This window comes from Pseudomonas sp. JS3066, from assembly GCF_036328175.1.
Classification (GTDB): domain Bacteria; phylum Pseudomonadota; class Gammaproteobacteria; order Pseudomonadales; family Pseudomonadaceae; genus Metapseudomonas.
Window position 1 is genome coordinate 1,968,312 of record NZ_CP143312.1, and the last position, 13,452, is coordinate 1,981,763.

The following is a 13,452-nucleotide window of genomic DNA, read 5'->3' on the forward strand; positions in this document are numbered from 1 at the left end:
TCAACCGGGGACTATTTCAAACTATGTCGCCTGAAGCCTTCGCACTGCTATCGAAGATTAGCCGAGTCAGGTGCACGAGGCGTTCGCTGTCGGAACTGCGGAGTGCCTCGCGCAATTGCTGCGCAAGGCTGGCACGGACCCGCAGGATGCTGATCGGCAGGTTTTCCGCATTGTCCAGCGCGTCGGGCAGGGCGCGGGAGAGCCGAAGAAAGCCTTTCTCGGTGAGCACCGCCTGGTCCAGCGCTTCGAAGTGAATGGTGCTGTCGAAGCGCAGGTAACCCTCATCCGCGAGCCAGAGGAGGGCGCCCAGGCAGCTTTCGTGGCGCTTGCTGGGCAGGCCGAATTCATCCGGCTCGGATGGGCCGATCAGGTCTTCCACATAGAGCGCGACCCGCCTTGGAAAGGCCTGATACAGCTGTAGCAGGCCGGTGGCGCAGTCCTTGTAGAAGTCGTCGATCTGCAAGTCCATGGGACGTTACTGACGGTAGGACTTGAGGAAGCTGCCGATACGGCCGATCGCCTGCTCCAGGTCGTCGACGCGGGGCAGGGTGACCACGCGGAAGTGGTCGGGCCACGGCCAGTTGAAGGCAGTGCCCTGGACGATCAGCAGCTTCTCGGAGAGCAGCAGGTCGAGAACGAACTTCTCGTCGTTGTGGATCGGGCAGACCTTGGGGTCGATCTTCGGGAAGGCGTAGAGCGCGCCCATGGGTTTCACGCAGCTGACACCGGGGATGTCATTGAGCAGCTCCCAGGCACGGTTGCGCTGTTCCAGCAGGCGGCCGTTAGGCAAAACCAGGTCATTGATGCTCTGGTAGCCGCCGAGTGCGGTCTGGATCGCGTGCTGGCTCGGCACATTGGCGCACAGGCGCATGTTGGCGAGGATGTCGATTCCTTCGATGTAGCTCTGGGCTTTCTGCTTCGGGCCAGAGATGGCCACCCAACCAGAACGGAAGCCGGCCACGCGGTAGGACTTGGACAGGCCGTTGAAGGTCAGGCAGAGCACGTCCGGCGCCAGGGAGGCGGTGGAGATATGAACCGCTTCGTCGTAGAGGATCTTGTCGTAGATCTCGTCGGAGAAGACCACCAGGTTGTGCTGGCGCGCCAGTTCCACCATGCCCTCGAGGACTTCCTTCGAATACACGGCGCCAGTGGGGTTGTTCGGGTTGATGATCACCATGGCCTTGGTGTTCGGGGTGATCTTGGCCTTGATGTCATCCAGGTCCGGCCACCAGTTGGCCTGCTCGTCGCACAGGTAATGCACCGGCTTGCCACCGGCGAGGCTCACCGAGGCAGTCCAGAGCGGATAGTCGGGCGCCGGGATCAGGACCTCGTCACCGTTGTTCAGCAGTGCCTGCATACACATCACAATCAGCTCGGACACGCCATTGCCGAGGTAGATGTCCTCGATGCCGATGCCTTCCACCTGCTTCTGCTGGTAGTACTGCATCACGGCCTTGCGCGCACTGAACAGGCCCTTGGAGTCGCTGTAGCCCTGGGCGGTCGGCAGGTTGCGGATCACGTCCTGGAGGATTTCCTCCGGGGCTTCGAAACCGAACGGCGCCGGGTTGCCGATGTTCAGCTTGAGGATGCGGTGGCCTTCCTCTTCCAGGCGTTTGGCGTGCTTGAGCACCGGTCCGCGAATGTCGTAGCAGACGTTGGCGAGCTTGTTCGATTTGCTGACCTGCATGATGCGTAACTGTCCCGAGGTGAAAAGAGTCGCGCGAGGCGACGGGGATCGATGCGCCTTGGCAGCCTGTAACGCCGCTGCCAGACTGGCGTCTGATGAATCGCGCATGATACGTGCGGCCCGTTGACCCGAAAAGGTCGGGACCGGGCTTTTTTAACACTGCCGAGGACTGTCATGGACAAGCTTGAGAAACCCCTGGAAAGCTGGCGCGAGGAGCTTTCCGAAACCCAGTTCCACGTTTGCCGCCTGGGTGGCACCGAGCGTGCATTCACTGGCGAGTACTACGCCACCAAGACCCCGGGCATCTATCACTGCTCCTGCTGCGGCGAGGCGCTGTTCGACTCCGATGCGAAGTACGACTCCGGAAGCGGTTGGCCGAGTTACTTCCAGCCGGTGAGCAAGGACGTCATCACCGAGCGCGAGGATTTCAGCCACGGCATGCATCGCATCGAAGTGCGCTGTGCCCGCTGCGATTCCCATCTGGGACACGTCTTTCCCGATGGTCCGCGACCCACTGGCATGCGTTACTGCATCAATTCGGTGTCGCTGAAGCTCGAGCCACGCTGAACGCTCATCTGGAAAGGCTCGCCATCTAGCGGGCCTTTTCATAGTAAAAATAAATTGCACGCAATTTAATTGAGAGCTACTTTTTGCTGGATTTCTTCCTGAGCAGGTTCCAACCATGAGCGACAAGATTCTCGATATCCCCGTTACCACCATCAAAGGCGAGCAGAAGACCCTTTCGGACTTCGGCGGCAAGGCGCTGCTGGTGGTCAATACCGCAAGCAAGTGCGGCTTCACCCCGCAATACAAAGGCCTGGAAAACCTCTGGCAGCAGTACAAGGACAGGGGGCTGGTAGTGCTGGGCTTCCCCTGCAACCAGTTCGGTAAGCAGGAGCCGGGTGACGAAGGCGCCATCAGTGAGTTCTGCGAGCTGAACTTCGGCGTCAGCTTCCCGCTGTTCAAGAAGATCGACGTGAACGGCTCGAATGCCCACCCGCTCTATGTGCAACTGAAGAAGCGTGCGCCTGGCCTACTGGGTAGCCAGGGCATCAAATGGAACTTCACCAAGTTCCTGATCAGCCAGGATGGCCAACTGATCAAGCGCTTCGCGCCGACCACCAAGCCGGAAGAGATCAGCACCGAGATCGAAGCCCTGCTGAAATGAACGCACCATCGATCGAGCCCGAGCTCCTGCTGGACAACCAGCTGTGCTTCAAACTCTACGCAGCGTCCCGTGCGGTGATCCGCGGATACCGGCCGCTGCTGGAGTCCCTTGGCCTGACCTACCCGCAGTACCTGGCCATGCTAGTGCTTTGGGAGTGGCACGCACGTCCGCCCGAGCAGCCCACGGTCAAGGCTCTTGGCGAGCGTTTGTTGCTGGATTCGGGCACCCTCACGCCGTTGCTCAAGCGCCTGGAGCAGCTCGGTCTCGTGCGTCGTCGTCGTGCGGCTCATGACGAACGTGAAGTGCACCTGGCGTTGACGGAGGAGGGGATTGCCTTGCGGGAGAAGGTGATGCCCCTGCGCGATGAGCTGATCTGCTCCAGTGGTCTGGATCTCAATGAGATGGCCGAATTGCGTGCGCGTCTCGGCGAGTTGCTGGGTCAGCTCATGGGGTTGCCTGGGTAGCCGGCAACCACGTGTCGAGCAGGGCAACCAGCTCTTCGCGGCGGAAGGGCTTGGCCAGATAGTCGTCCATGCCGGCGGCGCGGCAGCGTTCGCGCTCGTCCGGCAGGGCGTTGGCGGTCAGGGCTATGATCGGCAGGTCGTGCCAGCGCCCGCTCTGGCGAATACGCCGGGTGGCTTCGTAGCCATCCATCACCGGCATGTTGCAGTCCATTAGTACCAGGTCGACGGTCGTTTGCTCCAGGCGGCTCAGTGCCTCGGCTCCGTGGCCCGCCAGCAATACCTCGCAGCCCAGTTTGGCCAGCATGCCCTTGGCCACGAGCTGGTTCACCGCGTTGTCTTCCACCAGCAGAACGCGTGCATGGCGAAGCTGTGGCTCTTCCGCTTGTGCGGCAATGGCCGGCGCATCCTCCGGGAGTTTCAGCAGTACCCGTTGAAGCGCCTGGTGCAACGCCGCGCGTGACAAGGGGCGCGCCAGTTGATGCAGCGGCGTCAGGGTCGCGGCCCGCGGCGGTGGCAGGAAACTGCCGTAGCCGGTTACCAGCAGGATCGGAATCTGCGCGCTACGGCGTACATGCTCCAGGCAATCTGGGTCGTCGCTGATCAGCAGGTCCGCCTGCACGTCTGCAAGGTCGGCATCTCTGTCGCGCCGCTCGAACTTCAGGCCCCAGAGCGGGAGCCAGATGCCCAGCAATTCCGCCAGGCCGCTCTTCGCGCCGCACAGGGCGACGACTTTGCCTTGCATGGGCGAGCGTGGCTCAGCCGGGCTGTGCTCCACCAGCGGCAGCTCGGCACTGAACATGCTACCCACGCCTTCTTGTGATTTGACGTCCAGTTGCCCTTGCATGGCTTCGCAGAGATGGCGGGTCAGCGCCAGGCCCAGGCCCGTGCCGCCGAATTGCCGGGTAATGCCGGCGCTACCTTGTGAAAAGGGCTGGAACAGCTTGGGCAGGGCTTCGGCGGAGATGCCGATGCCCGTGTCGCGCACGGTGATCAGAACGCCGCCGGGACTGGGGGCGGCGCGCAGGTCGACGCGGCCGAATCGGGTGAACTTGAGGGCGTTGGACAGAAGGTTGCTGATCACCTGGCGCACCCTTGTTGGGTCGCCGACCACCAGTGATGGGAGCTTCGGATCGATCAGGCAGGTGAGTTCGACGCCGGGGGCAGTGTTCTGCGACAGGAGGTTGGCGGTGTCTTCCAGCAGCGTGCCCAGGTCGAAGGGAATCTGTTCCAGCTCCAGTTGGCCGGCTTCGAACTTGGAGAGGTCGAGGATGTCGTTGAGCAGTTCCACCAGCACGCTGCCGGAATCGTGGGCAATTTGTAGCTGGCGGCGTTGCTCGTTGTTCAGCGGACCGTCGAGGGCCAGGTCGAGCATGCCCAGCAGGCCATTGAGCGGAGTGCGGATCTCGTGGCTCATGTTGGCGAGGAAGGCGGCGCGGGCCTTGGCCATTTCCAGAGCGGTGCTGCGCGCCACCTCGAGCTCCTGGTTGTAGCGGCTGAGGCGGCTGTTGGCAGCCTTCAGCTCGGCGGTGCGTGCCGAGACGATGTCTTCCAGTTCGGCCAGGTACTGGTTCAGGCGCTGGTCCGCATCGCGCCGCTGCTGCATCTCGGTCGCCAGGCTGGCCAACTGGCGGTTGATGACTTCCACGAGCACGCCGATCTCGTCGTGCTCGTGGCCGGGCGGGTAGGGCAGCTTGGCGTCCGGCGAGGCGCGCGGGTCGCGCTCGCTGAGCCCGCGAATCAGCTCCACCAGGGGCTTGGTCAGCATGCTGTAGAAGAGCACCAGGAGGATCAGCGACAGCAGCAAGCTGCGCACGAAGCCGCTCAGCAAGGTGATCATGGCGCGGCGCAGGAAGTGGTTGCCGAAGGCGAAGGTGTCCACTTCCAGACGGAGCACGCCCAGGGTCTCATTGGGCGCGTGGACGATGTAGAGGGGGTCCTCGAACTCGCGACGTTCGCCGAACAGGTAGTCACTGAAAATGCGGAAATCGCTTTCGGCTCGTGGCCGGCCCACGCTGGCGAGCATCGCCCCGTTGTTGTCGACGATCTCGGCGCGGATCACCGCGGGCGAGCGCAGCAGGCCGAGCACCAGTTCCTGGGCCAGTTCGGCGTCGATGTTGTAGGCGATGCGCGCGGCGGGGCTGTGGGCGATTTCGAGCAGGGCTTTGATCTCGCGATCGATCGACTCGTTCTCGTTGAAGTAGTCGCTGGCGACCTGAACGATGCTGAGAACGGTACCCAGTAGGAACGCCACCAGCACCGTCAGGCTGGCCTGCTTGAACGACAGCCGTTGTGTCAGCGGAATATCCATGGGACGTGGGATTTGGCCTTGTTCCGAGGGCTTGCCAAGCATAGCCTATCCGGTCTGCCGGCAGCGCCTGAAGACTGCGGCTGAACAAGGAGTTGAACGTGGATTCCCGTCTGTTTGAGATTCTCGAGCGTGCCGATGCGGTACTGGCCCGCCTCGAACCCCTTTTGCCGGTGCCTCGCCCGGTGATCGACTGGCAGAAGAGCCTGGCTGCGCGCTGGCATCGCGATGGTCGCAGTGGCTACCTGCAGCCGCTGGACGTGAGCCTGGACCTGTCTCTTGCCGACCTGATCGGTATCGACAAGCAGCGCGAGCAACTGGCCGCTAACACCCGTCAGTTCGTCGATGGCTTGCCGGCCAACCACGCGCTGCTGTGGGGCGCCCGCGGAACCGGAAAATCCTCGCTAGTGCGCGCATTGCTGGCCGAGCACGCCGGTGCCGGCCTCCGTCTGATCGAGATCGAACGTGACCACCTGGCTGACCTGCCCCGTGTGGTGGAACAGCTGGCCAACCTGCCGCAGCGCTTTGTGCTGTTCTGCGACGACCTGTCCTTCGAGGCGGGCGAGGGCGATTATCGCGTGCTGAAGAGCGTGCTGGACGGCTCCCTGGAGCGTGCCCCGGACAACGTACTGCTCTACGCCACGTCCAACCGTCGTCACCTGGTGCCGGAGAAGCAAAGCGACAATGAACATTGGCAGATGGTCGATGGCGAATTGCATCCCAACGAGGCGGTCGAGGACAAGATTGCACTGTCCGACCGTTTTGGCCTCTGGTTGTCCTTCTATCCCTTTACCCAGGACCACTTCCTCGCCGTAGTCCGTCACTGGATCGACGTGCTGGCCGAACCCGCGGCCCTGGAGTGGGAATGGAGCGAGGAACTGGAAAAACTGGCGATTCGCTGGGCCCTTGGGCGCGGCAATCGTAACGGCCGCTGCGCCTATCAATTCGCCCGCCACTGGGTTGGGCTTGCTTTGCTGGAGTCTTCCAAATGATCGATCTGCAACAGGCCGGAAGCGGCCTTTCCGGCTATGCGCTGCTGGCCGCACAGCTGGAGTCTCTGTTGGCTGACGAGCGTGATTTCATCGCCAACAGCTCGCAGTTCTCCGCATTTCTCTTCAATGAACTGCCGGACCTGAACTGGGCGGGCTTCTACCTCAATCGTAATGAAGAGCTGGTGCTCGGCCCGTTCCAGGGCAAGGTCGCCTGTGTTCGCATTCCCTTCGGCAAGGGCGTGTGCGGCGCGGCGGCGCGTACTCGGGAAACCCAGCGGGTAGAGGATGTACACGCCTTCCCGGGGCACATTGCTTGCGACAGCGCATCCAACAGCGAGCTGGTGATTCCGCTGGTCAAGGATGGCCGCCTGATTGGCGTGCTCGATCTGGATAGCCCGAACCTGGCGCGTTTCAAGGAAGAAGACCAGGCCGGTATCGAGCAGTTGGCAGCGATTTTCCTGCGCCTGACTGATTGCTGATTGCCGTGCAATGAAGAAGCCCGGACGTGTCCGGGCTTTTTTTCGGCTTGTCGTGCTCGTGATATCAGGCGCGACCAGCAAGCTTGGCGAGGATCTTCTGTTCGCCCGGCAATACCGCTTGGACCGATTCGCGCGCGGCAAGGCGCTCATAGTGCGCCGCCAGACGCGGCCAGCGTTCGGCTTCCAGGCGTTCGCCGCCGTGCTCCATGTTGATCAATTGGGTGGCGAAGGCGAGGTCGGCCATGGTCAGTTGCTCGCCAACGAAGTATTCGGCGTCGCCCAGGGACCTTTCCAGGTAGTCGAAGTGGGGCGGCAGCTTGTCGACGAGTGCGGCTTGCACCGTGGCCTCGTCACAGGATTGGCCCATCGACGGTTTCAGCGTGCGATTGCGGAACACACCGAAGGTGGCCAGGGGCGCCAGTTCATAGTCGGAATATTTTTCCAGCCAGCGCACCCGGGCGCGTTCTTCGGCGTCACGGCCATATAGAGGTGCAAGGCCGGGGTGCTTCTCTTCCAGGTATTGGCAGATCACGCTGGAGTCGGCCAGGGTGGTGTCGCCGTCACGCAGCGCGGGAATTCGGCCCAGCGGACTCAGTTCGCGGAACCAGCTTGGCTGGCTGAACGGCGAGACTACCTCCAACTGGTAATCCAGGCCTTTCTCCAACAGATAAAGGCGAACCTTGCGCACGAAGGGGGACAGCGGGGCGCCGTAAAGGGTCAGGCTCATCGGGAGGTCCTCGTCTGAGCGAATCAGTCGTAGATGTTCTTCTTCTTCCAGGTGTCTTCGTCATCCAGTGACTTCAGACCTTCGGTGAGTTCGCTCGGTTCGTCGGCGCTGGGTTGGGCGTTCTCCAGTACAAGGGCGTTGGCTCGGGCGAGCTGCGCCTTCATCTGTTGCAGGCGATCCTGGTAACGGGCGGGGTCTGGCTGCTTCTGCAGGTACTGGACGCCTCGCTCGAAGGCGAGACGAGCCTGGCGCGGCTGGTTTTCCTGCAGGGCCTGGAGGCCTAGGTTGGTGAAGAACTCCACGTGCAGCTGCACGAGCATGTCGCGGATATCCCGGACCCGGCTCTTGGCTTCGTTGGCGGGCAGTTGGCCATCCTGGGCGGCACGGGTGATCTGGCCGTGGAGGCTTTCCAGCTGGAAACGGATTTCCTTGGCCTTGGCTTCGGTGAGGATCTTTTGCGGCGGATTGTTCACCGGGATGGACTCGCCCTGGCTGACCAGCGCGCGAAGCTGCTCCAAGCGCGTCTTGAGGGCGTTGTCGCCCTTGTCCACTTGCAGCAGGCGCTCGCTGAGCTGTAACTGCAGGCGAGTCAGCAGCAGTTTGAGGTCAGGGGAGACCATCTGGCCGGGGAGAGTTTCGGAAAGGTCTGCGCAGCGGCGGATACGGTCGCTGAGGTCGGCTTTCAGGCGGGCCTTCTCCAGCTTGCTGTTTTCCACCATATGGTTCACGTAGCCAATTACGATGAGGATGACGATACCGACAACGATCAACAGGGTGATCACGAGTGGCGACATCTGCAGGGCTCCGATGTTCTTGTAAGGTGCGGCTGAGTGTAGAGGCTTGCCTCCGGCGCTCATAGAGGCGGATCAAATTTTGAGCAGAAGTCTTTGATTTTAAAAAGTTTTTGATAGGGGGTTGACGGGTGTTCATGGCCTCCATAGAATGCGCGCCACTTCGACGCGATGCCCAGGCAGCGCAGAGAAGCCGGAAGAAGCATGAAAGCTGTTGTAAGTTCCGGGCCGCGTCCCCTTCGTCTAGTGGCCTAGGACACCGCCCTTTCACGGCGGTAACAGGGGTTCGAGTCCCCTAGGGGACGCCATATTTGCGGGAATAGCTCAGTTGGTAGAGCACGACCTTGCCAAGGTCGGGGTCGCGAGTTCGAGTCTCGTTTCCCGCTCCAGATTCAAAAGCAGAGCCAATGCCCTGCTTGCCCAAGCCCGATAAGGGTTGAGGGACGCACCGAAAGGTGCAGGCTGTAAAAGTTGCATGCGGGAATAGCTCAGTTGGTAGAGCACGACCTTGCCAAGGTCGGGGTCGCGAGTTCGAGTCTCGTTTCCCGCTCCAATTTCAGTCCCCTTCGTCTAGTGGCCTAGGACACCGCCCTTTCACGGCGGTAACAGGGGTTCGAGTCCCCTAGGGGACGCCACTTTGTGTCAAATGCGGGAATAGCTCAGTTGGTAGAGCACGACCTTGCCAAGGTCGGGGTCGCGAGTTCGAGTCTCGTTTCCCGCTCCAGTTAAACGAAAACGCCGCTCATTCGAGCGGCGTTTTCGTTTTTGCGTTTCCGATTCAGGCCAGGTCGTGCTGGCGAGTCGAGGACTTGTCGATGGCGCGTTCGGCCATCTCCTTCAGCTGCTTCATGGAATCGACCGATTCTCGGTCGATCTTGCTGCGCATCACCAGCCAGTTCGCGATCTGCATGGCCAGCCCGGAGAAACCGTACTCCAGGGTGCGGACGAACCGCGTTCCGCTGCCGCTACTTTCGCATTCGTAGGTCAGCACCAGTTCCAGCCCATGGGTGCCTTTGGCGGTGGCACGCCAGAGCCGGCCGGGGCTGTACTCGGTCACATCCCAGCTCAGGTGTCCTGCGCGCCCGCCTGCGTGGATGTCTTCCTCGAAATGGCTGCCGGCTGGCAGTGGTCCGGCGGGCCCGTCCACGCGAAGGGAGGAGGGATGCCACTCGGGCCAGCGAGTGGCGCTACTGGCGTAGGCCAGGACCAGTTCCGGGCTTAGGGCGATTTCCACTTCGTGCTGCATTCGGGTCATGGAGTTCTCCTGTTCCAGTGGTTCCCAGTGCAGGCTGCCCTTGAGCCAGTCCATCAGCGGGAAGACGAGGTTGAAGTTGTGGGTCTGCATCAGGTCGCGGCGGTGGTGAAGCTCGTGCAGCCTGCGCATGTGGCTGATCCATGGCAGGCGCGAGATGGGGTGGTTGGCGGGCAGGTGTTCGCAGGCGTGGAAGACCTCGTAGCTCAGGTATCCGGCCAGCAGCGTGGTGGCGAAGAGTGCGGCGACGTTGGTGTTCACGAAAGACAGCAACCACCAGGCTGCAAACAGGCCAATGCTGTAGAAGACGATAAGCCAGGCAGGAAAGAGGATTACCCGCCAATCGCGGGCGGAATCCCAGGTCATTTTTCCGGCAATGAAGAAGCTGTGGTGATCGCCGGTGTGGCGCTTGTAGAACATCGAGCCGGCGCGAGTCTTGTGGTGCCCGAGGTTTTTGTGGATGGAGTACTCACCCCAGTTGAAGAACACCAGGGCGGCCGGCACTACCAGCCACTCCCAGGGCTTCACGTCGCTCAGGCTGCCGATGAAGAAGGCCAGGCAGGCCGCGCCGTAAAGCAGCACGAAACCACCATGCAGCCAGACGTTGTAGAGGGGGTGGATGCCCGCACGATAGCGGTCGCGAAAGGCCTGGGTGTCGTGGCTCATGGCTGCTCCGGCAGTCTTGTTGACATATCAGGGAGCATAGTGGTGAATACTTTATTCCGATAATGGATAGTCGAAATGAGCATTATTCATGATCCTGAATTTGCGCCGCATCGACCTGAACCTGCTGCTGGTGTTCGACGCCCTGATGCAGGAACAGAACCTGTCGCGGGCCGCCACGCGTTTGCATATGAGTCAGCCTGCAGTGAGCAACGCCCTGGCGCGGTTGCGTAGCCAACTGGGCGAGCCGTTGTTCAAGCGCACTGCGCGCGGCATGTCGCCTACCGCCCATGCCCAGGTTCTTTATGCGCCGGTGCGCCAGGCGCTGAACCTGCTGCAACTCGGGCTGGGTGCCCAGGAGGTCTTCGATCCTTTGGCTGAGCACTGCTTCCGGCTGTCGATGAACGACTACGCCCAGGCCATGCTGTTGCCGGCGTTGCTGGAGCAACTGAGGCACGAAGCGCCGCGGGTAGTGTTGGAGGTGCAGGACGATGAAGCCCAAAGTCTGGTGACACGGCTGGCGACCGGTGAGCTGGACCTGGCCATCGACTACCTCTACTTCGACAACCCGGATCTCTGTTACCAACCCCTGATGGAAGAGGAGCTGGTGGTGATAGGACGGGCCGGGCACAAGGCTTTCGTAGGTGGGCTCACTCGCGACGGCTATCTGGGCAGCCAGCATGTGCTGATACTGCCCCGTGCCGGCCGTGGCTCGCCGCTGGAGATAGTGCTCGGTTCGGCGAAGATCAAGCGTCGGGTGGGACTGCAGGTGCCCCACTACCTGTCGATTCCGCCCATCGTGGCGCGCTCTGACCTGCTGGGCACCGTGCCACGCCGGCTAGCCGAGCACTTCGCCGCCATCTACGCATTGGAAATAGCGCCGCTGCCGGTGGAGACGCCGTCCGTGCAGGTGAGTCTGATCTGGCACCGTCAGCAGGAACTGGCGCCCGGGCTGGGCTGGTTGCGCGAACAACTGGCGCAACTCGGCGCGACGCTCGCCAGTGGTGCTACCTGAGTGTCGCCGATCTACCCTCCAGTGGTGCGCAAGGAGTGGTTTCAGCAGGTGGGCCGACGGGCGGTTCGGGGTGCTCTAGGCTCCCGGCGTCAGCGCGATCTGGCTGGTCTCCGCTGCCCGTAAAACAAGTTAGCTAGCGAACGAATTGGGATTAGGGCTGGTCCTATCTTCCGAATTGATCATTGGCCCGTAGCCATTTGCGTACTCGTGCGTGCTGCAGTCAGCCGCCTTGATCGGGCCTTCTTTGAGCTTTTCGCTTTGCCTTGTTTGTTGTTCGGAGTTTGATTATGAAAAAAGTTATCGCCCTTGCTTCCGCCCTGACTATCGTCCTTTCGGCCACTTCCGCCATGGCTGCCGGCGGCGGCGATCGTACGACTCAACGCTGGCAGGCGCGTCTGGCCAAGGTCCAGCTGGAGCAGAAGCAGCAAGAGTCTGTGGCTGCAAAACAGCGCGCGGAGCAGGCCCGCCAGGGTTGATCTGAAGCCGCGGCCAAGCCTCCGCGCATTTACTCACTCGATGAAGAAGGCCCGCCCGGCAATGCTGAGCGGGCCTTTTTTACGTCTCGAATCTGTCGAGCCTAGAGGCCTACTCGCGCGGGCGGCGCAATAGAGGCCAGCATCCAAGCAGCGTGGGAACCCCCAGGCCGAGCCAGGCCAGGGCGTCCCACGAGCCATCGCCCAGCAGGGCGCTGAACAGCCCCAGGGCGCCGAGCAGGCCGATGATCAGGGGCAGGGTGAAGGTGGACTGTCGCCAGTTCATGCCCTGGCCTCCTCGGATGCCCGTGCCCCGGTACTGCGCCGCTGGCGTACCCACCAGAGATACAGGCCGCTGCCCAGCACGATGATTGTGAGAACGTCGAGCGCAGCCCAGAGCACTTGCATCGGGAGGCCGCCATAGTCGCCAAAATGCAGGGGTTGGGACATCGCCAGGGCATCCATGTACCAGGGCCGTTGCGCGACGGCGGTGACCTCCAAGGTTCGTGCGTCGATCAGCACTGGCGTCCACAGATGGGCCGTCAGGTGAGCGCTGCCGACCATGAACACCGTGTAGTGATGCTCGCTAGAGAAACGCGTGCCGGGGAAGGCGATGAAATCCGCCTGCATGCCGGGCAGCGCTTTAGCGGCAATCGTGAGGACGTTGTTCACCGGGGCGCGTTCGGTCAGTGGCGGCGCATTGCGGTAGGGCTCTACCAGGGCGGTCAGTGTGTCGTGCCGCCAGGCGCTGATCAGCAGGTCGGCGCAGGCGCTGATGACGCCGGTGACTCCCACCACCAGGGCCCAGGTCAGGGTGACGATACCAATCAGGTTGTGCAGGTCCAGCCAGCGGGTGCGGGTTGAGCGGTGGTGGCGCACCTCGGCGAACTTGAGGCGGCGCATGAATGGTGCGTACAGCACCGCGCCGGAAACAATGGCGACGACGAAGAGGACGCCCATGAACGCCAGCAGCAACTTGCCCGGCAGCCCGGCGAACATGTCCACGTGCAGGCGCAGAATGAACATCAGCACGCCGCCGTTGGCCGCCGGCATGGCAAGCGCCTCACCGGTGCGGGCGTCGAGCATGAAGGTGTGAGAAGAGTTGGGCTCGGTGCCGGCGGTGGCGGCGGTAATGGCGACCACGCCGTTGGGCTCGTCTTTTTCATAGCCCACGTACTGCACCACCTCACCGGGGCGGTGGCGCTGGGCAGCCTCCACGAGTTGCTGCAACCCGAGATGCGGCGTATCCGGAGCCATCTCGCGGAGTTCGGGCGCTTCGCCCAGGAGGTGCTCCAGTTCGTGGTGGAAGATCAGCGGCAGGCCGGTGAGGGCCAGCATCAGTAGGAAGACGGTGCAGATCAGGCTGGTCCAGGTATGGATCACGGACCAGCGCCGGATGGTGCGGCTTTGCATGGCGATTCCCGAATCAGGGGCCG

15 protein-coding genes and 5 tRNA genes are annotated in these 13,452 nt (G+C 62.2%); 12 read left to right on the top strand and 8 right to left on the bottom strand.

Going from position 1 to position 13,452, the window contains the following annotated elements; translation table 11 throughout:
* Positions 1-16 precede the first annotated feature (16 nt).
* Complete coding sequence (locus SA496_RS09185; protein ID WP_120651509.1) at positions 17-469, bottom strand: hypothetical protein; 453 nt, start codon at positions 467-469, stop codon at positions 17-19.
* Between the two features lie 6 nt (positions 470-475).
* Complete coding sequence (locus tag SA496_RS09190; protein WP_120651508.1) at positions 476-1,687, bottom strand: pyridoxal phosphate-dependent aminotransferase; 1,212 nt, start codon at positions 1,685-1,687, stop codon at positions 476-478.
* A gap of 174 nt (positions 1,688-1,861) precedes the next feature.
* Between SA496_RS09190 and msrB the strand changes: the two genes are divergently transcribed.
* The 3 genes from msrB to SA496_RS09205 all read left to right on the top strand — a co-directional run bounded on the left by msrB (position 1,862) and on the right by SA496_RS09205 (position 3,319).
* Complete coding sequence (gene msrB / locus SA496_RS09195; RefSeq protein ID WP_120651507.1) at positions 1,862-2,254, top strand: peptide-methionine (R)-S-oxide reductase MsrB; 393 nt, start codon at positions 1,862-1,864, stop codon at positions 2,252-2,254.
* Between the two features lie 115 nt (positions 2,255-2,369).
* Positions 2,370-2,855, top strand: coding sequence for a glutathione peroxidase (locus tag SA496_RS09200; RefSeq protein WP_120651506.1), 486 nt, complete (start codon positions 2,370-2,372; stop codon positions 2,853-2,855).
* Entirely contained in the window at positions 2,852-3,319 is a 468-nt protein-coding gene (locus SA496_RS09205) for a MarR family winged helix-turn-helix transcriptional regulator (RefSeq protein WP_153920245.1), read from the top strand. Before SA496_RS09200 ends, SA496_RS09205 begins: the two co-directional genes overlap by 4 nt.
* Here SA496_RS09205 and SA496_RS09210 read toward each other — a convergent pair.
* On the bottom strand, positions 3,300-5,669 hold the full coding sequence (locus SA496_RS09210; protein ID WP_256660972.1) for a response regulator: 2,370 nt from the start codon (positions 5,667-5,669) through the stop codon (positions 3,300-3,302). The genes SA496_RS09205 and SA496_RS09210 overlap by 20 nt on opposite strands.
* 56 nt (positions 5,670-5,725) lie before the next feature.
* Here SA496_RS09210 and SA496_RS09215 point away from each other — a divergent pair, with 56 nt between their 5' ends.
* Both SA496_RS09215 and SA496_RS09220 read left to right on the top strand, forming a co-directional pair.
* The gene (locus tag SA496_RS09215; RefSeq protein WP_330115307.1) at positions 5,726-6,616 is read left to right on the top strand and encodes an ATP-binding protein; all 891 of its coding nucleotides are present in this window, start codon (positions 5,726-5,728) and stop codon (positions 6,614-6,616) included.
* A complete protein-coding gene (locus tag SA496_RS09220; protein WP_120651503.1) occupies positions 6,613-7,095 on the top strand; it encodes a GAF domain-containing protein in 483 nt (160 codons plus the stop codon). The genes SA496_RS09215 and SA496_RS09220 overlap by 4 nt, the downstream gene beginning before the upstream one ends.
* Before the next feature lie 64 nt (positions 7,096-7,159).
* Here SA496_RS09220 and SA496_RS09225 read toward each other — a convergent pair whose 3' ends face one another.
* Entirely contained in the window at positions 7,160-7,822 is a 663-nt protein-coding gene (locus SA496_RS09225; protein WP_120651502.1) for a glutathione S-transferase family protein, read from the bottom strand.
* A gap of 23 nt (positions 7,823-7,845) precedes the next feature.
* Positions 7,846-8,616, bottom strand: coding sequence for a hypothetical protein (locus SA496_RS09230; RefSeq protein ID WP_120651501.1), 771 nt, complete (start codon positions 8,614-8,616; stop codon positions 7,846-7,848).
* Positions 8,617-8,845: 229 nt separating this feature from the next.
* Between SA496_RS09230 and SA496_RS09235 the strand changes: the two genes are divergently transcribed.
* From SA496_RS09235 to SA496_RS09255, 5 genes are all read left to right on the top strand, one after another.
* Positions 8,846-8,921 (top strand) — tRNA-Glu (locus tag SA496_RS09235).
* Between the two features lie 5 nt (positions 8,922-8,926).
* Positions 8,927-9,002: transfer RNA gene (locus SA496_RS09240), tRNA-Gly, on the top strand.
* 88 nt (positions 9,003-9,090) lie between these two features.
* Positions 9,091-9,166, top strand: a tRNA-Gly gene (locus tag SA496_RS09245).
* Positions 9,167-9,172: 6 nt separating this feature from the next.
* Positions 9,173-9,248 (top strand) — tRNA-Glu (locus SA496_RS09250).
* Between the two features lie 13 nt (positions 9,249-9,261).
* Positions 9,262-9,337 (top strand) — tRNA-Gly (locus SA496_RS09255).
* Positions 9,338-9,391: 54 nt separating this feature from the next.
* Here SA496_RS09255 and SA496_RS09260 read toward each other — a convergent pair.
* Entirely contained in the window at positions 9,392-10,531 is a 1,140-nt protein-coding gene (locus SA496_RS09260) for an SRPBCC family protein (RefSeq protein ID WP_330115308.1), read from the bottom strand.
* 88 nt (positions 10,532-10,619) lie between these two features.
* Here SA496_RS09260 and bsrA point away from each other — a divergent pair, with 88 nt between their 5' ends.
* Entirely contained in the window at positions 10,620-11,543 is a 924-nt protein-coding gene (gene bsrA, locus SA496_RS09265; RefSeq protein WP_330115309.1) for a LysR family transcriptional regulator BsrA, read from the top strand.
* A gap of 287 nt (positions 11,544-11,830) precedes the next feature.
* The gene (locus SA496_RS09270) at positions 11,831-12,019 is read left to right on the top strand and encodes a hypothetical protein (protein ID WP_120651498.1); all 189 of its coding nucleotides are present in this window, start codon (positions 11,831-11,833) and stop codon (positions 12,017-12,019) included.
* A gap of 109 nt (positions 12,020-12,128) precedes the next feature.
* Here SA496_RS09270 and SA496_RS09275 read toward each other — a convergent pair whose 3' ends face one another.
* On the bottom strand, positions 12,129-12,302 hold the full coding sequence (locus SA496_RS09275; RefSeq protein ID WP_178123519.1) for a hypothetical protein: 174 nt from the start codon (positions 12,300-12,302) through the stop codon (positions 12,129-12,131).
* Positions 12,299-13,429, bottom strand: coding sequence for a PepSY-associated TM helix domain-containing protein (locus SA496_RS09280; protein ID WP_330115310.1), 1,131 nt, complete (start codon positions 13,427-13,429; stop codon positions 12,299-12,301). Before SA496_RS09280 ends, SA496_RS09275 begins: the two co-directional genes overlap by 4 nt.
* Between the last annotated feature and the right edge of the window lie 23 nt (positions 13,430-13,452).